This is a genomic window from Ornithinimicrobium kibberense (genome assembly GCF_006519705.1).
Taxonomy (GTDB): domain Bacteria; phylum Actinomycetota; class Actinomycetes; order Actinomycetales; family Dermatophilaceae; genus Ornithinicoccus; species Ornithinicoccus kibberensis.
The window spans coordinates 9,205-31,698 of sequence record NZ_VFXM01000004.1 but is presented as its reverse complement, the minus strand read 5'-3'; the positions used below and the strand labels follow the sequence as shown (position 1 = coordinate 31,698).

At 75.1% G+C, this 22,494-nt stretch carries 16 protein-coding genes; 7 read left to right on the top strand and 9 right to left on the bottom strand.

Going from position 1 to position 22,494, the window contains the following annotated elements; genetic code table 11:
- Positions 1–41 precede the first annotated feature (41 nt).
- The 4 genes from FJR00_RS04105 to FJR00_RS04090 all read left to right on the top strand — a co-directional run bounded on the left by FJR00_RS04105 (position 42) and on the right by FJR00_RS04090 (position 3,824).
- On the top strand, positions 42–626 hold the full coding sequence (locus FJR00_RS04105; protein WP_141337578.1) for a Jag family protein: 585 nt from the start codon (positions 42–44) through the stop codon (positions 624–626).
- Between the two features lie 19 nt (positions 627–645).
- Positions 646–1,443, top strand: coding sequence for a 16S rRNA (guanine(527)-N(7))-methyltransferase RsmG (gene rsmG / locus FJR00_RS04100; RefSeq protein ID WP_141337577.1), 798 nt, complete (start codon positions 646–648; stop codon positions 1,441–1,443).
- Positions 1,444–1,917: 474 nt separating this feature from the next.
- Complete coding sequence (locus FJR00_RS04095) at positions 1,918–2,697, top strand: ParA family protein (RefSeq protein ID WP_141337576.1); 780 nt, start codon at positions 1,918–1,920, stop codon at positions 2,695–2,697.
- The gene (locus FJR00_RS04090) at positions 2,694–3,824 is read left to right on the top strand and encodes a ParB/RepB/Spo0J family partition protein (RefSeq protein WP_141337575.1); all 1,131 of its coding nucleotides are present in this window, start codon (positions 2,694–2,696) and stop codon (positions 3,822–3,824) included. Before FJR00_RS04095 ends, FJR00_RS04090 begins: the two co-directional genes overlap by 4 nt.
- Positions 3,825–3,944: 120 nt before the next feature.
- On the opposite strand, the gene trxA is transcribed toward FJR00_RS04090, so the two are convergent.
- The 7 genes from trxA to FJR00_RS04055 all read right to left on the bottom strand — a co-directional run bounded on the left by trxA (position 3,945) and on the right by FJR00_RS04055 (position 14,151).
- The gene (gene trxA / locus FJR00_RS04085; protein ID WP_075959247.1) at positions 3,945–4,268 is read right to left on the bottom strand and encodes a thioredoxin; all 324 of its coding nucleotides are present in this window, start codon (positions 4,266–4,268) and stop codon (positions 3,945–3,947) included.
- A gap of 86 nt (positions 4,269–4,354) precedes the next feature.
- Complete coding sequence (gene trxB / locus FJR00_RS04080; protein ID WP_141337574.1) at positions 4,355–5,368, bottom strand: thioredoxin-disulfide reductase; 1,014 nt, start codon at positions 5,366–5,368, stop codon at positions 4,355–4,357.
- 151 nt (positions 5,369–5,519) lie between these two features.
- Positions 5,520–6,449 (bottom strand): hypothetical protein, encoded by a 930-nt coding sequence (locus FJR00_RS04075; RefSeq protein WP_075959245.1) that lies wholly within the window; start codon positions 6,447–6,449, stop codon positions 5,520–5,522.
- Between the two features lie 184 nt (positions 6,450–6,633).
- Entirely contained in the window at positions 6,634–7,191 is a 558-nt protein-coding gene (sigM, locus tag FJR00_RS04070) for an RNA polymerase sigma factor SigM (RefSeq protein WP_272949565.1), read from the bottom strand.
- Between the two features lie 18 nt (positions 7,192–7,209).
- Positions 7,210–10,929: a murein biosynthesis integral membrane protein MurJ gene (locus FJR00_RS04065; protein ID WP_141337573.1), complete on the bottom strand. Its 3,720-nt coding sequence runs from the start codon at positions 10,927–10,929 to the stop codon at positions 7,210–7,212.
- Positions 10,926–13,661, bottom strand: coding sequence for a DUF6049 family protein (locus FJR00_RS04060; RefSeq protein ID WP_141337572.1), 2,736 nt, complete (start codon positions 13,659–13,661; stop codon positions 10,926–10,928). The genes FJR00_RS04065 and FJR00_RS04060 overlap by 4 nt, the downstream gene beginning before the upstream one ends.
- Positions 13,662–13,668: 7 nt before the next feature.
- Complete coding sequence (locus FJR00_RS04055) at positions 13,669–14,151, bottom strand: NUDIX hydrolase (protein WP_075959240.1); 483 nt, start codon at positions 14,149–14,151, stop codon at positions 13,669–13,671.
- A gap of 80 nt (positions 14,152–14,231) precedes the next feature.
- Between FJR00_RS04055 and FJR00_RS04050 the strand changes: the two genes are divergently transcribed.
- From FJR00_RS04050 to FJR00_RS04040, 3 genes are read left to right on the top strand one after another with little or no spacing between them, the layout of a single operon-like run.
- The gene (locus tag FJR00_RS04050) at positions 14,232–15,737 is read left to right on the top strand and encodes a CCA tRNA nucleotidyltransferase (protein WP_141337571.1); all 1,506 of its coding nucleotides are present in this window, start codon (positions 14,232–14,234) and stop codon (positions 15,735–15,737) included.
- Positions 15,730–16,371, top strand: a complete 642-nt coding sequence (locus tag FJR00_RS04045) for a hypothetical protein (protein WP_141337570.1) — start codon at positions 15,730–15,732, stop codon at positions 16,369–16,371. The genes FJR00_RS04050 and FJR00_RS04045 overlap by 8 nt, the downstream gene beginning before the upstream one ends.
- The gene (locus tag FJR00_RS04040; protein ID WP_141337569.1) at positions 16,368–18,818 is read left to right on the top strand and encodes an acyltransferase family protein; all 2,451 of its coding nucleotides are present in this window, start codon (positions 16,368–16,370) and stop codon (positions 18,816–18,818) included. The genes FJR00_RS04045 and FJR00_RS04040 overlap by 4 nt, the downstream gene beginning before the upstream one ends.
- Here FJR00_RS04040 and FJR00_RS04035 read toward each other — a convergent pair.
- Positions 18,715–20,082 (bottom strand): glycosyltransferase 87 family protein, encoded by a 1,368-nt coding sequence (locus FJR00_RS04035; RefSeq protein WP_141337568.1) that lies wholly within the window; start codon positions 20,080–20,082, stop codon positions 18,715–18,717. The genes FJR00_RS04040 and FJR00_RS04035 overlap by 104 nt on opposite strands.
- Positions 20,079–22,409 carry a transglycosylase domain-containing protein gene (locus FJR00_RS15945; RefSeq protein WP_141337567.1) on the bottom strand — a complete coding sequence of 777 codons (2,331 nt, stop codon included), beginning with the start codon at positions 22,407–22,409 and terminating at the stop codon, positions 20,079–20,081. Before FJR00_RS15945 ends, FJR00_RS04035 begins: the two co-directional genes overlap by 4 nt.
- Positions 22,410–22,494: the final 85 nt, after the last annotated feature.

Below are 22,494 nucleotides of genomic sequence, written 5' to 3'. Positions count from 1 at the left end.
CTGCGGCGCCGCGGAGGCGCACGGACCACCCGAGGAGAGACATGAGCAGCAGCCAGGAGAACACCGGCACCACCGAGGGCACCACCGACGAGGGTGCGGTCGTCGAGGCCGGTGCGGAGGACCAGCCGGTCGCCGCGGCCGGAGCGGCGAAGGAGCGCACCGACGAGCTGGTGCGCGAGGGAGAGATCGCCGCCGACTTCCTGGAGGGGCTGCTGGACATCGCCGACCTGTCCGGGGACCTGGAGGTCGACATCGAGAACGACCGTGCGGCCGTGGCCATCGTCGACTCCGAGGACGGCGTCGCCCCCGGGCGGCTCGTCGGACCGGGCGGACAGGTGCTGGACGCCCTGCAGGAGCTCACCCGGCTGGCCGTCCAGGCCGAGACGGGCGAGCGCAGCCGGCTCATGCTGGACGTGGCGGGCTACCGCGCCGACCGGCGGGCGGCGCTGGTGACCACGGCCCGGCGGGCCGTGGCGGAGGTGCAGGAGTCGGGCCAGCCCAAGGAGCTGGAGCCGATGACCGCCTTCGAGCGCAAGGTGGTGCACGACGAGGTGCTCGCCGCCGGCCTCAGCTCGGAGTCCGCCGGGGTCGAGCCCGCACGGCACGTCGTCGTGCTGCCCCGCTGACCCGGACGGGCCCGACGGGATGACGGACCAGGAGGGGGCGAGGCCCGCACCGGAGGCGACGGCTGCCGGGCTGCCGCCGCCCCCACCTGCCGCCGTCCGTCTGTTCGGCGAACGACTGCCGCTGGCAGTGCGCTACGCCGAGGAGCTGGCCACGACGGGGATCGAGCACGGACTCGTCGGTCCGCGGGAGGCACCCCGCCTGTGGGACCGGCACCTGCTGAACTGCCTGCTCCTGGAGTCGGCCATCCCCCAGGGGGCGACGGTCGTCGACGTGGGCTCGGGTGCGGGTCTGCCGGGGATCGTCCTGGCGCTCGCCCGGCCGGACCTGAGCGTGCACCTCGTGGAGCCGCTGCTGCGACGCACGACCTGGCTGGACCGCACCGTGGAGCGGCTCGGCCTGGACAACGTCGTGGTCCACCGAGGCCGGGCGGAGCAGGTCGGGCTGACCGCCCCGGTCGTCACCGCCCGGGCGGTCGCCGCGCTCGGGACGTTGGCCGGGTGGACCCTGCCGCTCCTCGAGACCGGGGGCCGGCTGCTCGCGCTCAAGGGGGCGACGGCGGCCGAGGAGCTGGCCGACGCGCGCCCGGTCCTCGAGCAGCTGGGGGTCACGCAGGCCCGCGTGCTGACCCTCGAGGCCGATGGGGTCGACCCGGTGAACGTCGTCGAGGTCCTCCGGCCGGACGTTGTCCGCACCCCCACCGCGGCAGCGGCAGGACGGGCGGGCGGGAGCGACGGCTCGGGTGGAGGGTCGGGCCGGCGGGGCCGCGGGGGCCGGCGGGGCCGATCGTCCCGGGGAGGCTCTGCGCCCGGTCGCTGAATCCTCCTGGTCCGTCTTCGGGAGTCTGGCGGAACCTGTGGGTGGCGGCTTGGTCAGGACGGTCTCGTCGGCGATGATGAGGACCTCATGTCTAGCGTTCATGGTGAGGCCCTGGGATGGCCCCGACATCCCGTCCGGAACACCTGGGACGACCCCACCTGGGCGTCGCTCTTCGACGAGCAGACCCGGTTGGGCTGGCCCCTGACGGCGACCGGACTGGCCGTCCAGGGCGGAGAGCCTGACCACGTCCGCCCACCCACGGCTCCTGCCGATGATGTTTCCCGTGAAACGACGACGGACGAGGGCGCGGTTTCCCGTGAAACGTCCACCGAGGTGAACGGCGTAGGGGCCGCCGGACCCGGGCCGGACCCGGCGCCAGGTGATGTGCCCGTCCTCTCCAGGCGCGTCCCGCCGATGCCGCCGTCGAGTGACGGCCCGGCGGACCGCCCCCGTCCGTGGGCCGGCACGAGGGTGATGACCGTGGCCAACCAGAAGGGTGGCGTCGGCAAGACCACCACCGCGGTGAACATCGCGGCCGCCATGGCGGATGCGGGCCTGCGGGTCCTCGTCGTCGACATGGACCCCCAGGGCAACGCCAGCACGGCGTTGAGCATCCCGCACGCCAGCGGAACGACCGGCATCTACGACGTGCTCATCGACGGGGTCCCCCTGGCGGACGTCGTCGTGGAGTCCCCCCACGTGCCAGGACTGTTCGGCGCCCCGGCCACCATCGACCTGGCCGGCGCCGAGATCGAGCTGGTGCCCCTGGTCGCCCGGGAGAACCGGCTGCGTCGGGCACTGACCACGTTCCTGCAGAGCCGGCCCGAGGGAAGGGGCTTCGACCTCGTCCTCATCGACTGCCCGCCGAGCCTGGGCCTGCTGACCGTCAACTCCTTCGTCGCCGCGGACGAGGTCCTCATCCCCATCCAGTGCGAGTACTACGCCCTGGAGGGGCTCAGCCAGCTGGTGAAGAACGTCGAGCTCATCCAGCAGCACCTGAACGCCGGTCTGCGGATCTCCACCATCCTGCTGACGATGTACGACGCCCGGACACGGCTCTCGGCCGAGGTGGCTCAGCAGGTCCGGGAGCACTTCGGCGACCGCGTGCTGCGGGCCGCCATCCCCCGCTCGGTCCGCATCAGCGAGGCGCCCAGCCACGGCGAGACCGTGATCACCTACGACCCGACCAGCACGGGTGCCCTGTCCTACGTCGAGGCTGCCGCGCAGATGCGGCAGCAGGAGGTGTCCGTATGAGCGACCGCCGTCGTGGCCTGGGGAAGGGCCTCGGAGCCCTCATCCCGTCCGCCCCCGGAGGTGACCGTCCGTCCGACGTGTTCTTCCCACGCCCGCAGGAGGAGTCCCGTCCCGGCAACGGTGATGGGACGATCTCACCTGCCGGAGGCGAGCTCGGAGCCGCACCCTCGCGGCCCACGGACGAGCACGCCGGCGCACCTGGTTTCACGGGAAACGGTGCTCCCGGCGGCAGGGACGATCCGGGCGTCGGCGACGATGCGGGGAACCGCCAGGTCGCCTCGTCGCCGCACGAGCTGGCACCGGTCCCCGGGGCCACCTTCGCCGAGGTACCCGTCGATGCGGTACGTCCCAACCCGCGCCAGCCCCGCCAGGTCTTCGACGAGGACGAGCTGGCCGAGCTGGTGGCCAGCATCCGCGAGCTGGGGGTCCTCCAGCCCGTGGTGGTGCGGGAGGTCCCGCCGGCGGAGGGCACGACGTCGGGCGACGCACCCGCCTACGAGCTGGTCATGGGGGAGCGTCGGCTGCGGGCGACCCGCGAGGCCGGGAAGGCCACCATCCCGGCCATCATCCGGAGCACCGACGACGAGAATATGCTCCGGGACGCGCTGCTGGAGAACCTCCACCGGGCCCAGCTCAACCCGTTGGAGGAGGCCGCGGCCTACCAGCAGCTCCTCGACGACTTCGGCTGCACGCACGAAGATCTGGCGGGCCGGATCGGGCGCTCCAGGCCGCAGATCTCCAACACCCTGCGACTGCTCAAGCTGCCGCCGCTGGTGCAGCGTCGCGTCGCGTCCGGGGTGCTCAGCGCCGGCCACGCACGCGCCCTGCTCGGTCTCCAGGACGGCGCCGCGATGGAGCGGCTCGCCCAGCGGATCGTCGCCGAGGGCCTGTCCGTCCGGTCCGTCGAGGAGATCGTGGTCCTCGGCGACGACCAGACGCCCCGGCGGACCCGGACCAGGGCGGGGACCCCGCCTCCGCCGGAGCTGCAGGAGGTGGCCGCCTCCCTGTCCGAGCGGCTGGAGACCCGGGTGCAGGTGACGATGGGTCGACGGCGCGGCAAGATCACCGTCGAGTTCGCCGGCCAGGACGACCTGGCGCGGATCCTGGAGGCCCTCGGCCGTCCGTGAGACCGGCCCCGCCACAGCCCGCAGACCGGCCCCGCCCCAGCCCCCCGTTGTCCACAGAAGCACGAAGGCCGTCCACAGGGTTGTGGACAACCCGTGTGGACGGCCTTCGTGCGGGCCGGGTCAGGAGGTGAAGGGTTCCATCTCCTTGGCCAGCTTCTTCTTGGGGAGGGCGCCGACGAGGGTCTTGACGACCTGCCCGCCCTGGTAGACGTTCATCGTGGGGATCCCGGTGATCCCGTAGGCCCGGGTGGTCTCCGGGTTGTCGTCGGTGTTGAGCTTGGCGATGGTGAGCTTGTCGCCCCATTCCTTGGAGAGCTCCTCCAGGACGGGTGCGATCATCTTGCAGGGGCCGCACCAGGGCGCCCAGAAGTCGACGAGGACGGGTCCGTCGTGCTGGAGGACGTCCTCGGTGAAGGTGGCGTCGCTGGTCTGGATGATGGCCATGTGGGGGTTCCTTCCGGCTGGGGGTACGGGAGCGAGGGTAGTCGCCGGCGTGCGTCGGGACGTCCCCGGGCGGGGGACCGGTCCGCTCACACGCCGACGGCGACCTCGGGCTGGTTGGCGTCGAGGGCGGCGAGGTAGCGCTCGGCGTCGAGCGCGGCCGAGCAGCCGGTGCCGGCGGCGGTGATGGCCTGCCGGTAGCTGTGGTCCACCAGGTCGCCGCAGGCGAAGACGCCGGGGACGTCGGTGGCGGTGGTGCGCCCCTGGACCTGGACGTAGCCCTCGTCGTCCAGGGCCACCTGACCGACGACCAGCTCGTTGCGGGGGTCGTGCCCGATCGCGATGAACAGGCCCTTGGTCGCGACCTCGCGCGTCTCTCCGGTCACTGTGTCCCGCAACGTGATCGAGGTGAGCTTGGGGTCGCCGTGCAGGTCGGTCACCTCGGCGTTCCAGATGAAGGAGATCTTCGGGTCGTTCATGGCCCGCTCGGCCATGATCTTGCTGGCGCGCAGCTCGTCGCGACGGTGGACGACGGTCACGCTGCGGCCGAACCGCGACAGGAAGGTGGCCTCCTCCATCGCGGAGTCGCCGCCGCCGATGACGACGATGTCCTCGTCCCGGAAGAAGGCACCGTCGCAGGTGGCGCACCAGGAGACGCCGTGGCCGGAGAGCCGGTGCTCGTCCGGCAGGCCGAGCTCCCGGTAGGCCGAGCCCATGGCCAGGATGACCGAGCGGGTGCGGTGGACCTGGCCGGAACCGTCGGTGACGGTCTTGACGTCGCCGGCGAGGTCGACCTCGACCGCGTCGTCCCGGACCATCTCGGCGCCGAACCGCTCGGCCTGCTCGCGCATGTTCATCATGAGCTCGGGGCCCATGATGCCGTCGGCGAAGCCGGGGTAGTTCTCCACCTCGGTCGTGTTCATCAGGGCGCCCCCGGCGGTGACGGACCCCTCGAAGAGCAGCGGTGCCAGGTTCGCGCGGGCGGCGTAGACGGCTGCGGTGTACCCCGCGGGGCCGGAGCCGATGATGATCACCTCGCGCAGACCGTCACCGGCTGGTTGGGTGGTGGGGGTGAGGCCGACCGGGTCGATGAAGTTGGTCATGGGTCCTTCCTGAGGGCACGTTGAGGCGCCGGGCCGAACGGATCGTGTACTGACGAAACCGCCGGGGTGCGCGAGTTTGTTCCCTGCGTCCCCGGGGGCCGACGGGGGCCGTGGAGCCGCCCGGGGAGCGCGGCGTGCCCGGCCAGAGAGGTCAGTCGTCGGCGTCCCAGACGACGTGGTCGAGCGGGACGGTCGTGTGCAGGGGGTCTCCCGTGCCCGGGGGCGACGTGCAGTCGAACGGCAGGAGGAAGGACTCGCCCCGGTCCCCGGAGCGGGCGACCAGCACGACGGTCGGCTGCTCGTCGAGGTCGGCCCGGGCGGCGTGCAGGGTGTCCCAGCGGTGGGGGGACCCGGTCGCCGACCAGCAGGCCTCGACCTCCTCCCTGGTCAGGTCGGCGGAGGGGGTGGCCGGGGAGCCGGCCCGTGCCTCGAGCCGCTCGCGGTAGTCCTCGGTGGTGACTTCGCCCAGCGCCGGCAGGACCACTAGCTCTCCGGGCATCCCCGCGGGTGCGGCCAGGGCCGCTGCGGCCTCCTCCGACCCCGCGTCGGCGTCGGACCCGTCGTCCGCGGCCGACCCGGCGGCCCCCATCTCCTCGGTCGCCACGTCGCCGCCGGCCTGCTCCGGCCCGGCCCCGTCGGCCGCATCGTCGGCCCCCGCCCCGGCCATGTCCATCGCCTCGTCGTCGTCCGCGAGCGTGCTGGTCCCGGTCGGGTAGCTCGCAGCGCTGTCCGGGGCCGTCCGGGAGCCCAGGAGCCCGCCGTCGACCAGCTGCCCGATCCCCAGGGTGGTGGCGAGCAGACCCGCGGCGGCGACCCCCAGGAGCGCAACGGTTCTGGCCGGACGGCGGGAGGAACGCTCCGCGGCGAGGTCGACCAGGCGGTCGGCGGACCGGTCCCCCGAGCCGGCTGCCGAGGCCGCGTGGGCCTCCACGGCCAGCCTGGCCTCGATCCGACGGACGAGGTCCTCGGGCATGGGCCCGGGGTCGGGCAGGGAGGACAGCAGGGCCCGCATCCCTGTGGGGTCCGGCTCGGACCCGGACCCGTCGGAGGGACGGGAGGACGACGCGTCGGTGGGCGTCACAGGGCGACCTCCTCGCGCGACGGACGGGCCGGGATGTCCCGGCGGGCGGCGGACCGGCCGGAGGGACCGGCCCGGTGCTGGTGGGCCCGATCGTGCCCACGGGTGTAGGACGAGCGGCCCGTCGGAAGGGTTCCCGCGGCACGGCACCGGCCTGCGGCCCGCCCGGGTCGCGTCGCCGGCGCCCTCACGACCCGCCCCTGTCGGGGTCGTGGCCCGCAGCGCCGAGGATGCGGGCCATGGCCTCCCGTCCGCGGGAGCAGCGTGACTTCACCGTGCCCTCCGCGACGTCGAGGACGGCGGCGGCCTCGGCGACGGACAGGCCGTGCATGTCCACCAGGACCAGCGCCAGCCGCTGGCCCTCGGGGAGCTGCGCGAGGGCGGCCCGCACGTCGAGGCGGACGTCGACGGCGCGGTGGCCGTCCCGCGGCTCGACGGGCTCGTGGTCGTCGATGTCGGCCGTCGGACGCACCCTGCGCAGCCGGTCGAGACAGGCGTTGACGGTGATCCGGTGCAGCCAGGTCGTCACCTTGGCCTCGCCCCGGAAGGAGGAGGCTCGCCGGAAGGCGTTGAGGAAGGCGTCCTGGACCGCGTCGGCGGCCATCTCGGGGTCGCGGGTGGTGCGCAGCGCCAGCGCCCACATCCGGTCCCGGTGCCGGCGGAAGATCTCGCCGAACGCGTCCGGGTCGCCGGCCTGGTGCAGCCGCATGAGCTCCGCGTCGTCGACCTCGGTCCACCCCCGCACCGGCCAGCTCCTGCCCGGTCAGCCGACGGTGATCTCCCGCACGCCGACGATCTCCCCGTCCGGGGAGGTCCACGCGCGGTCGAACCACAGCACGAGGTAGCGGCCGGTGGCCGTGTCCTCGGGGGTCACGGTCCAGGTGCCGCTGGCCTCGTCGTCGCTGCCCAGCTCGGTGGCCCCGTCGATGGTGGGCTCGTCGGCCAGGTAGAGCGTGGCCCCCATGTCACCCTCGGCGAGCTCGACGACGACCTCGGACACCTCGGCGTCCTCGCCCAGGTCCAGGACCAGCCCCGTGCCGGACTTCAGGCTGCCCCAGCCGGGCGAGAGGTAGGTGTGGGAGGTCCACGCCGTCTCGGGGTCCCCGTCCACGGCCAGGGGGGTCAGGTCGTTGCGCTCGTCCCCGTCGCCCTCGGGGTCGAAGGAGGTGATGCCCAGGACCGGAAGGGTGCCGTCGTCGCCCGGGGCCGGGGCGGGGGCGGCCTCGCCGCCCTCCTCGTCCTCACCCTCGGCAGTCTGCGTCGCGGTGTCGTCCGTGTCCTCCCCGGCGCCGGTGCTCGCGGTGCCGTCGGCCCCGTCCCCGGTCGCACCGGCGGCATCCTCGGGCGCGGTGGCCACGGGGGCGGCGGGATCGTCGGGGTCGTCCTGGCCCATCCCCTGGATCGCGCTCCAGCCGAGCACCGCGGCCAGGCCCACGAGGCCGACGAGGACCAGGGCCACGACAGCCGTCTGGGCCCCGGTGGACCGTTCCTCCTCCAGCCCTCGCGGACCGTCGTCCACGGGGCGTCGACCCGGGGAGGAGGACCGGCGTCCGGGCCGCTCGCCGGTGCTGCGGATACCAAGCATCTCCGCGGTCGACGGCCGGTCCCGGTCCGGTTCGACGGAGGGGTCGGTCCCCGCCTGGACCGGTGTCGGCCCGGTCCGGTCCGCGCCGGCGTCGAGCAGGTCGTCCATCCCGTCGCCGTCGTCGACCCGGTAGTAGGGACGTGGGCCGGTGGCGTCGGCACCGGCCGAGCGCAGGTGCTCGGTGTCGGCGGGGTGCGCGGCCGCGGCGGCGGCGGTCGCTCCGGCCGCGCCCGTCAGCGGCCCGGCGGAGGGGTCGCCACCGGTGCCGGACGACGGTGCGCCCAGCGACGGGGGCCGGCGGGCGTGGACCATCTCCGAGGCCCAGGGCGACAGCTGCCGGGCCAGCTCGCCGGGGGTGTGCGGTGCCCGCCCGAGGTCGGCCCCGGACCCCAGCACCAGCCGGCAGAGGGCGTCGAGGTCGCCGGGGACGCCCCCGACGAGCTCGGAGGGTGCGGGCAGGGAGCCGTCCGCCAGCCGGCGGGCCAGGCTCACCCCGGGCATCTCCTCGCCCGGCCACCGCGCGGTGAGACCGGTGTAGAGCAGGCTGACCAGGTCCGCGGTGTCGATGATGGACGCCTCGTCGGCCGTGACGTCGTCGGTGCCCTCCAGCGCGGAGGCGACCCCGACCCCGGAGACCTTGACGGTGCCGTCGCTGGTGCGCAGGACCGAGTGGGGGTTGAGGTAGAGGTGGTGCAGCCCGCGGCGTCGCGCCGACTCCAGCCCGGCGGCGGCCTCGCCGACGATGCGGCGGGCCTCCTCGGCGGGCAGCGGCGCCTCGGCGACGAGCGAGGCCAGCGACTCGGCCTCGCTCAGGCCCTCCTCGACGATCCAGGCGAGGCCGTCCCCGCTGCCGACGTCGAGGACGCGGACCAGCCGGGGGTCGTCGACGGAGGCGACCCGGCGGGCGCCGTCGAGGGCCGCCTGGGCGGTGTCGGCGTGCCCCCCACCCGCAGGCAGCACCGTGACGGCGACCAGCCGGCCCAGCGTGACGTCCCGGGCCGACCAGTAGTCCAGCGTGCCGCCCTCACGACGGGCCAGCAGCTCCTCGAGCGCGTAGCGGTCACCGAGCACGGTGCCCACCTCGAGCCGGTCCATGTCGCTGTCCTTCCGGTGCTCGACCCCGGACGGGGCCACGTCGTCGTCCCAGCCTAGTGTGCCGGGGGCCGCCGTCCCGGGAGCCGCGGGCACGTCCGGCGTGGCCTGCTGGGCCGCGACCGCCCCCTCCGGTCGCCCACGGCCCAGCCACCGGGACGCCCCGGGGACCTTCGCGAGCACGGGCCGGGCCACCTCGCCGAGCTCGCGCACCCCGAGGAGGTGGGCGAGCACGGCATACACCGTCAGGAACAGCACCCCCGCCGCACCGAGCGACACGGCGGTCACCGCCCACCCGGTCAGGCCGACGCTCTGCGAGTCCAGCGACCCGCTGGGCAGCCGGCGCAGGAGCAGCCACGTCGGGACCGCGGCGAGCACCGCAGCCCCCGCCGCCCCGAGGAAGGTGCGCCCCACCTCGCGCAGGCCCAGTCCCGGCAGCCGGCCGCGGGCGGCCCTCAGCCCCAGGACCGCGGCGGTCAGCTGGCCCAGCGCCTGGCCGGCGGCCGCCGTGACCGCCGCCCGCTCCGGCGGGCCGGTGAAGGCCACGGCGAGCACCACGAGGAGCACGGCGGTGATCGACAGCTGGAAGCCGAAGGGGGTGCGCCCGTCCTCGAAGGAGTAGAAGACGCGGGCGCACAGGAGGTAGACGCCGTAGGGCACCAGGCCGAGGCTGAGCACCATGACGATGGGTGCCATGGCCGTGGGGTCGGCGTTCCTGGGGAAGATGATCCTGATCAGGTAGGGGGCGAACAGGATCATCCCCACGGCGATCGGCACCATCGCGGTCCCCAGCAGCCGCAGGCCCCGGGCCGTGCTGTCGGCCATCGAGGCGAGGTCGCCCTGCGCGGCGGCCCGGGACAGCACCGGGTAGATCGCGGTCAGCAGCGACAGCGCGACCAGCGAGTGGGGCAGGATGAAGACGAGGAAGGAGTTGTCGTAGGCCGCACGGGCTGGGGCCGTCGGGGCGGCCACGGTCACCCAGGCCATGAGGTTGTAGACGACGAGCAGCCCGGCCTGGCTCACCCCGACGTCGGCCAGGGACCACCCCGCCATCCGGGAGGCCGAGCCCAGGCCCACGCCCCGGAACCCCCAGCGGGGACTCCACCGGAAGCCGGTGCGGCGGACGGCGGGGACGAGGACGGCCGCCTGCACGACGATCCCCAGCGTCGCCGAGCCGGCGAGCAGCCAGACCATCCCCGACGTCCACGTCTCCAGCGGCACCGCCTCGGGGTCGGCCGCCTGCGGGTAGCGCCGCATGAACAGCACGATCCCGGCGATGGCCACGACGTTGGCCAGGGCGGGGGACCACATGAACGCGGCGAACCGCTGGTGCGCCGCCAGCACCTGGCCCAGGAGGGTGTGCAGGCCGTAGAAGAGCATCTGCGGGATGCACAGGTAGGCGAAGAAGATGGCCAGCGACAGCTCGGGGCCGCCCCACTCCCAGGACATGTTGTAGAGCTTGGTGACCAACGGGGTCAGCGCGACGAAGACGACCGTGCCCCCCACGAGGATGGACACCGCCAGGGTGAGCAGCCGGTCGGTGTAGTCCCGGCCCGCGTCGCCGCGCACCATGCCCTTCATCAGCTGCGGCAGGAGCACCACGTTGAGCACGCCGGCGGCGAGCAGCACGTAGATGGTGTTCGGCAGGGTGTTGGCCGCCTGCCACACGTTGCCGGCAGGGGTGAAGATGCCGATGGCCGCGGCGAGCAGGGAGGCCCGGGCCAGGCCGAGCACCCGGGACACGAGGGTGCCGCTCGCCATGACGGCGCTGGACCTGGCCAGGGACGCCGAGGAGGTACCGCTCACGGACGCTGCTCCTTGGGGGTGGGGCTCGGGGTGGTGGACGTGCCCGAGGTGCTCGGGGCGCTCGCCGACGTCGTGCCTGCCGACGTCGTCGACGCCGGGGCCGTCCCGTCGGGACCGGGGCGGCGCAGGGCGCGGACGACGCCCAGGACGAGCAGCACCCCGGCGAGACCGCCGAGCACCCAGTAGATCCAGGTGCCCGTGGGCTGCACGCGGACGTCGACCACCGCGTCGTCGCCCAGCACGGTCCCGTTGGGGGTGGTCAGCTCGGCGGTGACCTGCGTCTGCCCCCGGGTGACCGCACGGGCGCTGAAGGAGACGGTCGCGCGGCTGCCGGCGCCGATGGACACCGGTCCGGGCTGGTCGACGATCCGCAGCACGGCCCGGTCGGGGGCCAGGCGGGCCTGGACGTCGTGCACCGCGACGGGGAGGTCGTTGAGGACGGTGACCTGCATGAGGCCCTGGTCGGACAGGAAGTTGATCGTGCTGGGGTTGGCGTGCACCTGGGACCGGGTCTGGGCGCTGAGGTCGCGCAGGGCCCGCCAGGTGCGCGACCAGGCCTCCGGCGCGTCCCGCCAGCGGGTCGACCACAGCCCGGACAGCACCGGCTGCCAGGACCGGAGCGCCTCGGTGTCGGCCAGCACCTCGGCGAGCCCGTCCAGCTCGCGCTCGATCCGTCCCAGGCTGGCGACCCGGCCCGGGTCGAGCGGCGAGGGCGGGGGGTCGAGGTATGCCGTGAGGCTGCCCAGGACGGTCCCGTCCGGGGCCTGTCCGGTCAACGTCGCGGGCGCCACCCGGTCCGCCTGGGCGAGCAGGTCGGCGGCGGGCACCGGCGCCAGCCAGGGGGCCGACGCCAGCCCCTCCGACAGCTGCTCGAGCAGGTCGGCGGGCAGCGTCGTGCCGCGGGGCGGCGCGACGAGCAACGACCGGGCCTCCCAGGGGGCCTCCTGGTGGGCCGTCAGGGTGTCGGCGAGCAGCCGCTGGGTCACCGCGGCCCGACCGACCAGGGCGGCGTCCGCCCCGGCGTCGGCCACGAGCCCGGTGAGCCCGGAGTCGCTGCCCAGGGCCGTGACACCGGGGACGTCCGCCAGCGGCACGGCCGAAGGACCGACGGGGGCGCCCGTGCTGCCGGTGACGGATTCACGTGGAACCACGACCGCCTCGAGCACGCGGTCCTCGTCCGTCCGGTCCAGCACGCTGCCCGAGCCGGGGCCGTCCTCCGGGTCCTCGCGGCGGTCGAACCAGTCGGCGACGGTGGCGACCTGCCCCGTCCGGAGGGTCGGGGCCGCCGGCCAGGCCACCGTCGAGCTGCCCCGGCGCAGGAGGCGGACGAGCTGGGCCGGCGGGTCCACCGGCTGGCGGGTCAGCAGCCGGTGGGCCGTCCCGCCGTCGACCTCCAGATCGACGAGGGCGGACAGGTCCGGGTCGTCGGTCGGCAGCCACCACAGCCGGGACCCGTCGACCCGGGCGAGCCGCCCACGCAGCTCCACCAGGGCGCTCTCGACGTCGTCGGCGTCCAGGCTATCGACCTCGTCCTCGCCGGCCTCGTCCTCGCCGGCGTCGTCGTCCGAGGCCGGCTCCTCCTCCGGCGCGGGGGCGGGTGCGGGGGCCGCCGTCGTCGGCGCACCGTCGGTCGGTCCGGCCTGGCCTCCGTCCTCCTCCCGCGAGGGCGCGCCCAGGTCGGCCGTCGGGGCCGGTGCCGGGACCGCGGTGGCCGTCGCCCCGTCGTCGACCGGTCCCTCGGGATCTTCGGGCCCGTCGGACTCCTGGGGGTCCTCCGACTCGTCGGGCCGCTCCGACTCCTCCGGTGCCTCGGGTCCCTCGCCGGGGACGCCCTCCCCCGGGCCGGTGAGGGTCTCGGCGGGCGAGAGCATCCGCAGCAGCGCGGGGTCGACCATCCAGGTGACGCCGGGCAGGTCCAGGCCGTCGAGCCAGGTGCGGGCCGGGGAGCCGGGGCCGGCGACGGCGTACCACGCGGGGTTGCGTACGTCCGGGTCCGGACTGACGAGCCCCGGGTCGGGCGGGAGGGTCAGCGGCACCACCCAGGACAGCCCCAGCGGCACCTCCGGCGGGTCCTCGGCCGCCGAGACCGTCAGCACGGTGCGCAGGCCGACCGGCTCGACCCCCTCCGGGACGCCCTCGGCCCCGGCATCGTCCGCGCGCAGCTGCAGGCCGACGACCCCCCGGTCGGCCACGAGGCCGGCGAGCGAGCCCTCGGGCACCCGGACGGTGAACCGCAGCTCCCGGCCGGGGGCCACGACCGGCCCGATGGTGTCGTCCCCGATGACGTGTCCGGCCACGAGCGAGGGGTCCGTGGCCTCCACCCAGTCGGTGACGGCCTCCCGGGAGCCCAGCGGCTGCCACGTCGTCGACACCGTCAGGCTGGTCAGCCGACGACGCGAGGTCCCGTCGTTGACCACGCGGCCCCTCAGCTCCAACGGCTCTCCGGCCCGGGGCACCACCGGGTCTACCTCGTCGAGCACGATCCTGATCCCCTCGGCGGGAGCCTCCTGGCCCACGACGACCTCCGGGGGTCCCGGCGCCCCCGGTGGGCCCGCGGGGACGGGGGGAGCGGGGGTGCCGGCGGCCGCGGCGGGCAGCAGCAGCGCGGCGGCGACCAGCCCGGCCGTGGCGCCCGTCCCGGCCCGACGGACCCGTCGCGCCGCGGCGACGACGCGGGCGGCGGCCGCGCGGGGACGGGCCGCCCACGCGTCCCGGCGGGCTGGGCGGGTCACGTCGCGCTCAGGAGCTCCGCGTCAGGCGCTGCCACGCCTCGCGGGCGATCCGGCGCTCGTTGGGGAAGGTCAGCGTGCGGTGCACCTCGTCCAGCGGCACCCAGGCGGCGTCGATGGCCTCCTGGTCGGGGTCCTTCTCGACCGTCAGGTAGCCGCCGGTGGCCTCGAGCAGGTAGTGGTGCACCATCTTGTGGATGCGGTGGGAGGGGGTGGTGAACCAGTACTCGATCGTGCCCAGCGTGATCAGCGCCCGCCCCTGGATGCCGGTCTCCTCCTCGACCTCCCGCTCCGCGGTCTGGACGAGGGTCTCGCCCGGCTCCACGTGACCCTTCGGCAGGCACCACTCGACCCGGCCCGACCGGTTGCGCCGGGCGATGATGGCGATGCGCGCCCGTCCCTCGTGGACGTCGATGACCACCCCGCCCGCGGACGTCTCGCTCACCGACGGCAGGCGTCGGGTGACGCCCTGGTGCCGGGGAGTGGTGGTCATCCTCACACTGTAACCACCCGCCCCAGAGGCTGCCCACAGCTTCGCCCGGCCCCCAGCGCGGTCCCCTACCCTGGGGGGCGATGTCCACTCCGCCGACCACCGACGGGGCGCTGCTGCTGCGCGCCCTGCGCCACCTGACCCCCACCCTGCCGCTGCTCACCGAGATCGGGCGGCGCTTCGACGACGCCGGCCACGAGCTGGCGCTGGTGGGCGGCCCCGTGCGCGACGCGTTCCTGGGGCGCTCCTCCCCGGACCTGGACCTGACCACCTCCGCCCGGCCCGAGCAGATCGAGGCGGTGCTGGCCGGCTGGGCGGACAGCACCTGGGACGTGGGCCGCGAGTTCGGCACGATCGGGGCCCGCCGCGGGCCGGACACCCTGGAGATCACCACCTACCGGGCCGACGCCTACGAGCCGGACTCCCGCAAGCCGGTCGTGGCCTTCGGGGACAACCTCGAGGACGACCTCGTGCGCCGGGACTTCACGGTCAACGCGATGGCGCTGCGGCTCCCCGAGATGGTCTTCGTCGACCCCTACGACGGGCTCGCCGACCTCGCGGCCGGGCGGCTGCGCACGCCGACCACCCCGGAGATCTCCTTCGGCGACGACCCGTTGCGGATGATGCGGGCGGCCCGGTTCGCCGCCCAGCTCGGGCTCGTCCCGGCCCCCGAGGTGCTGGCGGCGATGGAGGGTATGGCGTCGCGCCTGTCGATCGTCTCCGCCGAGCGGGTGCGCGACGAGCTGGTCAAGCTGCTGCTGGCCGACGACCCGCGGGCCGGCCTGGAGATCATGGTCGACACCGGCCTGGCCGACGAGGTGCTGCCCGAGCTCCCCGCCCTGCGCCTGGAGGTGGACGAGCACCACCGCCACAAGGACGTCTACGAGCACAGCCTCACCGTGCTCCAGCAGGCCATCGACCTCGAGGACGGTCCCGCCGGGCGGCCCGACCAGGCCGACGAGGACCGGGTGCCCGGACCGGATCTGGTGCTGCGCCTCGCGGCGCTGCTGCACGACATCGGCAAGCCGGCCACCCGCCGCTTCGAGCCCGGCGGCGGGGTGAGCTTTCACCACCACGAGCTCGTGGGTGCCCGGATGGCCCGCACCCGGCTGCGGGCGCTGCGCTTCGACAAGGAGACCGTCAAGGCGGTCAGCCGGCTCGTCGAGCTGCACCTGCGCTTCCACGGCTACGGCGACGGGGAGTGGACCGACGCCGCGGTGCGCCGCTACGTCACCGACGCCGGCCCGCTGCTCGGCCGGCTGCACCGGCTGACCCGCTCGGACAGCACCACCCGCAACCGGCGCAAGGCGGCCCGGCTGGCCGCCGCCTACGACGACCTCGAGCGCCGCATCGAGCGGCTGCGCGCAGAGGAGGAGCTGCGGGCCGTGCGGCCCGACCTCGACGGCCACCAGATCGGCCAGGTCCTGGGTATCCCGCCCGGCCCGGTGCTTGGCCAGGCCTACCAGCACCTGCTCGCCGTCCGGCTCGACCAGGGACCTCTCGGGGAAGAGGCCGCCCGGGCCGAGCTGCTGCGGTGGTGGGCCGAGCAGCCCGAGTCCGCCGACGTCCCGGAGCCGGAGGATGGGTAGGCACCGGTCGGCGGCGCAGGTCGCGCGTCGCGGCGGGGCCACGGCGGCCCGGCCCGGCCGGCGGGGACGGCGTCGGGCCCGGGCCGACTCGCTGACGACGGCGCTGCTCGCGGTCCCCTGGGTCACGGTCGTGCTCCTCGTGCTCGTGCCGGTCGCCGCGGTCGACCTGCTGCGGCCGGCGGTCTACGCCGCCACGACCACGGTGACCGCGACCTCCGAGGAGGCGGCCGGCCGCGCCGCGGTCGACCTGACCCGGGCCGACGTCGTGGGCCGGGTGGAGGACCGGATCGAGCTCGAGGACGCCTGGCGGGGCACGGTGCACCTCGCGGTGGACCGGGCGGGGGAGCCGGACGAGGTCAGGGTGCTGGCGAGGGCCGCCGATCCCCGCCTTGCGGCCCTGGCCGCGGACACGGCGGCGGCGCTCGCGGTCTCCGACGCCCCCGAGGACCTCGCCCTCAGCGCGGCCGCGGCGGTGCCGACCCGCCCGGAGGGCGAGGGGCCCCGCTGGTGGGTCGTCTCGGCCGTGCCCCTGCTCGTCCTGGCCGCGCTCGTGGAACGGGTCCGGGCCCGGCGCGAGACCGCACCGGCCCGCGGTGCGGGAGGACCCGTCCGACCGGTCCGGGACGCCACGTGAGCGGCGCGGCATACCCTCCTCGCGCCTCGCCCGACCCCGCCCCCGACGGGACCGCGGGCACCACGGCCGGCCCGGGGGGCGGGAGCGAGGCGCTGCCGACCCGGGCCCGGCTGCGCGCGATGCGCGCCTACCGCCATGCCCTGCGGGTCCCCCCGGTCCCGCGGGACTTCCGCGCCGACATCGAGGGCATGCGGGCGATCGCCGTCATCGCGGTGATGCTCTGGCACGCCGGGGTGACGCTGCTGCCCGGCGGCTTCGTCGGCGTGGACGTCTTCTTCGTCGTCAGCGGCTTCCTCATGACCGCCCTCCTCCTGGAGGAGGCGCGCGCCCGCGGCCGGGTCGACCTGGGCCGCTTCTACGCCCGCCGGGCCCGGCGCCTGCTGCCGGCGGCGCTCACCGCGCTCGTGGGGACCGCCCTGCTCACCCTGGCCTTCATCCCGCGGACCCGGTGGGGGGAGATCGGCGGCGACCTCGTGGCGTCGGCGGCCTACCTGGTCAACTGGCGCCTGGCCGACCGGTCCGTGGACTACCTCGACCTGGAACGGGCCCCCACACCGGTGCAGCACTACTGGTCGCTGGCGGTGGAGGAGCAGTTCTACATCCTCTGGCCCATCCTGCTGCTGCTCGTCCTGCTCGTGGCCCACGGGCGGGCGAGGGTGTTCACCACGTGGGTGTGGGCCCTGACCGCGGTGCTGCTCCTGGGGTCGCTGGGCCTGTCCTGGTGGTGGACCCAGGCGCACCCGTCGCAGGCCTACTTCGTCACCTTCACCCGGGTGCACGAGCTCATGCTCGGCGCCGTCGTAGCCCTGGGGGCGGCCGCCTGGCCACGGCTGCCCCGGCTCGTGGCGGCGGCCGTGGGCTGGCTGGGGCTGGGGATGATCGTCGCGGCGTTCTTCGTCATCGACCTCGCCACGCCCTTCCCGGGGACCTGGGCGCTGCTGCCCACGGGGGGGACCGCCCTCGTGATCCTCGCCGGGGCGGCCGCCGGCGGCTGGGGCCCCGAACGGCTGCTCCGGGCGCGGCCGCTGCAGTGGGTCGGGCGGATCAGCTACAGCCTCTACCTGTGGCACTGGCCGTTCGTGGCGGCCGCCGCCTCCCTCGCCGGTGTCGGGACCGGGGGCCCGGACGCCCTGCCGGTGAGCTGGGGCCTGGTCGCCGTGCTCGTCTCCGTGGTGCCGGCCTGGCTGTCGTTCCGGTACGTCGAGGAGCCGGTCCGGGTCCGGGGCCGGGTGCTGGCCCGTCACGTCCCGCCCGGCGTGGTGACCCAGCGGGGCCTGCGGCTGGGGCTGAACTGTTCGCTGGCCGGCGTGCTGCTGGGCATGACCGTCGTCGCGCTCGGGCCGACGTCGCTGACCCCTGGCACGGTGGCCTGGCGCACCCCGCAGGTGGTCGACGACGTGCGGGCGCCGGTGGGGGCCGGGACGCTGCCGGAGGCCGGCGGTGGTGCGGCCGGACGACAGGGGGCGCTGGCCTCGGCCGTCCTGGGCGCCGCGGGGTGGGGCGGCGACGGCGACGGCGACGGTGGCGCCGCGACCACGGACGCGGAGGCGACCGCCACGGCCGCACCGGTGCAGCCGGAGATCCCCGACGAGCTGCCCACCCTGGCCGTCCCCTTGGAGCAGGTCGCCGACGACCGGCCGGTGATGGAGCCGGAGGGCTGCTTCGTGGGCATCGCCGGCAGCGACCCGGGGGTGTGCCGGGCCGGCGACCCCGACGGCGAGGTGACGATCGCCCTCAACGGCGACAGCCACGCGGGGATGTGGATCACCGCCCTCGACGAGATCGGGCGGGACCGCGGCTGGCGGATCGTGTCGCTGACCAAGTCGTCCTGCCCGCCGGCCCCCGGCGTGGAGGTGGAGCGCCCCGGGCAGCGGGGCGGCACCTACGACCAGTGCACGGCCTACCAGGCCGGGGTCGACGAACGGCTCGCCGAGCTGGACCCGGACGTGGTCCTGCTCTCGTCGGCGGCCTACGACGTGCCGCCCGACGAGCTCGCCGCGGCCATGGCCCGGCGCGTGGACAGCCTGCGGGAGGCGGGCGCCGTCGTCGGGATGGTCCGGGACGTGCCACGGGTGCCGTTCGACATGCCGGAGTGCCTCCTCGACAACCCCGGCGAGGCGAGCAACTGCGCGTTCCCGCGGGAGGAGGGACTGGTCCGTTCCGGGGTGGGGCAGGACGAGCTGGCCGCCCTGCGCCCGGGGATGCCGGTGCTGGAGTTCAACGACGCGGTGTGCCCCGGCCCGGTCTGCTCGCCGGTGCTGGGCGGCGTCGTGGTCTGGCGGGACTCCAACCACCTGTCGGCCACCTACGTCCGCTCGCTGCGCGACCTGGTCGAGGAGCAGGTCACCCCGCTGGTGGAGGCGTCGCGGCTGCCGGAACCGGCCCGGACCGTGCTGCTGGAGGGGACCAGGCTCGGGCGGTCCTCGTCGTCGACTCCTCGTCGGTGATCCGCCAGAGCAGCCATCCCCAGGCGGCCGCGCGCAGCAGCACGACGACGGCGTAGGCCAGCGGCGGCAGCCCGCGGCCCGGGTCGCTGTCGAAGGCGATGTGCAGCCAGGTGGCCACGAAGTGCAGGGTCTCCACCCCGGCCCAGACCAGGTGCTCCCACCAGGGACGCGCCGACAGCACGAGGAGGGGAAGCACCCACAGGCCCGACTGCACCGACAGCGAGGGGGCGGTGAGGGCCACCACCGCAGTGGCGGCGGCCGCGACCTGGACGAGGCCCCACCGCGGGCGGCGTGCCAGGACCACGGCCAGCGCGACGGCGGCCACCCAGCCGGCGACGGCGACCCACGTGGAGGCCGTCGTCCCGAGCGGGAAGCCCGCGAGGCGGGGCATCATCTGGACCGCACCGTAGCCGGCCCCCTGCGACCACCACTGCTCGGCGGCGGTCAGCGCCTGGGGCTCGACGGCGACGAGGGGGACGAGCAGCAGGAGGGCACCCAGGGCGGCCCCGACCACGGCCTGGGCGGCGCGCAGGAGGTGGCCCTCGCGCCGGGCGACCAGGACGAGGGCGAGCAGCACGAGCAGCGGGAACGGCCGGACGAGGACGGCCCAGCCCAGCAGGGCACCGGCCAGCCACGGATGCCTGCGCTGCCAGGCCCACAGCGCCACCAGGGTGAGCACCACGCCGAGCAGGTCGACCGAGACCAGGGCCAGCGTCACCAGCACCGGGCTGACCGCGAGGTGGGCGGCCCGCCAGGGGCTCCGGGGGAGCAGCGCGACCGCCGCCACCACGCCGATCGCGAGCAGGGCCGTGGCGAGCAGCGCCCAGGCGACGAAGACGCCCTGCTGCGCCCCCAGGCCGGCACCGGCCGGAGAGACCCGGGCCAGCAGCCACAGCACCAGGCCGGGCAGGGGCGGCTGGGTCGAGGGCACCTCGCCGCTCCACGGCAGCAGCCCGTCGGCCAGCGGCGAGCTGACGTGCACGACCGGGACGTCGGAGTAGCAGGCCCGCCAGAACTGGTCCGGCGTGCTCCAGCCCTTCAGCAGGCAGTGCCCCTTCTGCCAGACACCCAGCGCGAGCATCCCCGCCCCCAGGACGACGAGCGCAGCGGCCACGCCGGCCAACCCGCGACGACCGACCACGCCGTGCCGTCCCAGCGGTCCGCCCACCACGCCGGTCGCCCGGGCGACCACCGGGTCGCGCCAGGACGGGACCCGCCAGGGCACGTCGCGGCGTCGACCCTCACGGGACGGGACGGCGGTCACGCGTCCGGGGTGGCCCTCGCCGACGTGGGCGCCCCGTCGCCGGGAGGCCCGGCGGCGTCGCCGGCGCTCCCATCCCCGGAGCCGCCGCCGTCGCTCCCGCCGGCGTCACCCTCGCCCCCGCCGTCGCCTCCGCCGTCCCCCGGTGGCGGGGTCGAGGTGGTCGGCGGGGCCGGGTCGGTCGTGGGCGGAGCAGGGTCGGCCGGCTCGGTGGGCTCCGGCTCCGTGGGCTCCGGGGTGGTCGGCTCAGGGGTGGTCGGCTCCGGCTCCTCGGTGGGCTCCTCCGTCGGCTCCTCGGTCGTGGGGTCCTCGGTCTCGTCCTCCGTCGGCGACGGGGTCGGTGCCGGCTCCTGGGTCGTCGGGGCGACCTCCTGGGTGGGCTCGGGGGTCACGACCATCTGGTCGCCCACCCCCGCACGCTCAGGGAACGGCAGCACCTCCTCGCCCTCCAGGGCCAGGCGCATGAACTCGCCCCAGACCTGGGCCGGGAAGGTGCCGCCGGTGACCTGGTCGAGCCCGGCGACGTCCTGCATCGGCACGGTGCCGTCGCCCTTGTACATCACCACCCCGGCGGCCAGCTGCGGGACGAACCCGTCGAACCAGGCGGAGACGTTGTTCTCGCTCGTCCCGGACTTGCCGGCGCTCGGCCGGCCCAGGTCTCCGGCGGTGGTCCCGGACCCCTGGGTCATCACGTAGGTCATCGCGTCGATGACGTCGGCGGCGACGTCGGCCTCGATCCCCTCCTCGGTCTCCGGCTCGGCCTCGTAGGTGGTCTCCCCGCCGGCCGTCACCACCCGCTCGACGAGGTAGGGCTCGGCCCGCTCGCCCTCGGCGGCGATCGTGGCGTAGGCGTTGGTCATCTCCACCAGCGTCGGCGAGGCCGTGCCCAGGACGTTGGTCAGGTCGGCGCCCAGACCGGGGGTGTCCTCCGGCAGGCCCAGGTCGACGGCCGTCTCGACCGTCTGCTCGGGCCCGACCTGCTCGTTGAGCTGGACGTAGGTCGTGTTGACCGACTCGGCGAGGGCGACCCGCAGGTCGAGCACGCCGAAGGAGATGTCGCGGAAGTTGCGCACCTCGACCTCGCCACCGGGCGTGCCGAAGGTCATCGGGCTGGGGCCGGGCAGCTCGGTGGTCGTCGAGATGCCCTCGCCCACGGCCGCGGCCAGCGTGATCGGCTTGAACAGCGACCCGGCCTGGACCTGGGCGTCGGTGGCCGCGTTGAGCTGGGTCTGCTGGTAGTCCGCCCCGCCGTACATCGCGGTGATCGCCCCGTCCCCGGGACGCACCGCCGTCAGCGCGGTGGTGATGTCGTCGGCGTTGTCCCCGGTGGGGGCGAACGCGTCCACGGCCTCGACGGCGGCGTCCTGGTGCTGCTCGACGATGGTCGTGGTGACCCGCAGACCGCCGGAGTCGATGGCGGCGTCCTCGAGCCCGAGGAGCTCGCGCAGGTCCTCGCGGACCTGCTGCGCGACATACCCCTGCACCCCCTGGACCGCCGTGGACGGCGGGGTCGGCCCGACCTCGGGGAACTCGGTGGCGTCGCGCTCGCCCTCGCCCAGCCAGCCCTCCTCGACCATCCCGCCCAGGACGTAGGCCACCCGGTCGCGGGCCCGTTCCTCGTTGCCCTCGGCGAAGTCGGGGTCGAACAGCGACGGCGCGTTGGTGACCGCGGCCAGGAAGGCGCCCTCGCCGACGGTCAGGTCCGAGACGTCCTTGTCGAAGTAGGCCCGGCTGGCGGTCTGGATGCCGTAGGCGCCGCGGCCGAAGTAGACGGTGTTGAGGTAGTTCTCCAGGATCTGGTCCTTGGACTGCTCGTTGTCGATCTTCACCGAGATGATCAGCTCGCGGAGCTTGCGCTCCAGGGTCTGCTCCTGGGTGAGGTAGTAGTTCTTGACGTACTGCTGGGTGATCGTCGAGCCGCTCTGCACGCCCTCCCCGCGCAGCGTGCGCCAGGCGCCCCGGGCCAGGCCGGTGGGCGAGATCCCCTCGTTCTCGTAGAACGACCGGTCCTCGGCGGCGAGCACCGCCTGCTGCACGTGCTCGGGCACCTGGTCCAGCGGCACGGACTCGCGGTCGAAGCCGCCGGTGAACCGGGCCAGCTCCGTCTCGCCGTCGGCGTAGTAGAGGATCGTGCTCTGGGCCTCGGCGAAGTCGTTGGGCTCGGGCACGTCCGTGCGGGCGTAGGCCCAGGCCAGCGCCGCCGTCAGCAGCACCACGACGAGCAGGGCCAGGCCGACCAGCCAGAGCAGGACGCGGCGCAGCCGGCCGGGTCGGCGTCGGCGGCGCCCCTTGGCGGGGCGGCGGGCGGTGCGGGTGCGGGAGGAACTCACGTGGACCATTGTGCCTGGACCGGCTGACGGGTCTGCCGGAATGCAGGGGTACCCTGGGGAGTTGAGCGTTCTCGGTGGGCGGCCC

Excerpts from the sequence above, each read along its gene's own strand:
- FJR00_RS04095 (WP_141337576.1), top strand. The coding sequence starts at position 1,918 with ATGACCGTGGCCAACCAGAAGGGTGGCGTCGGCAAGACCACCACCGCG.
- FJR00_RS04090 (WP_141337575.1), top strand. The coding sequence starts at position 2,694 with ATGAGCGACCGCCGTCGTGGCCTGGGGAAGGGCCTCGGAGCCCTCATC.
- FJR00_RS04105 (WP_141337578.1), top strand. The coding sequence starts at position 42 with ATGAGCAGCAGCCAGGAGAACACCGGCACCACCGAGGGCACCACCGAC.
- trxA (WP_075959247.1), bottom strand. The coding sequence starts at position 4,268 with ATGGCCATCATCCAGACCAGCGACGCCACCTTCACCGAGGACGTCCTC.
- FJR00_RS04045 (WP_141337570.1), top strand. The coding sequence starts at position 15,730 with ATGGGTAGGCACCGGTCGGCGGCGCAGGTCGCGCGTCGCGGCGGGGCC.
- FJR00_RS04050 (WP_141337571.1), top strand. The coding sequence starts at position 14,232 with ATGTCCACTCCGCCGACCACCGACGGGGCGCTGCTGCTGCGCGCCCTG.
- rsmG (WP_141337577.1), top strand. The coding sequence starts at position 646 with ATGACGGACCAGGAGGGGGCGAGGCCCGCACCGGAGGCGACGGCTGCC.
- FJR00_RS04055 (WP_075959240.1), bottom strand. The coding sequence starts at position 14,151 with ATGACCACCACTCCCCGGCACCAGGGCGTCACCCGACGCCTGCCGTCG.
- trxB (WP_141337574.1), bottom strand. The coding sequence starts at position 5,368 with ATGACCAACTTCATCGACCCGGTCGGCCTCACCCCCACCACCCAACCA.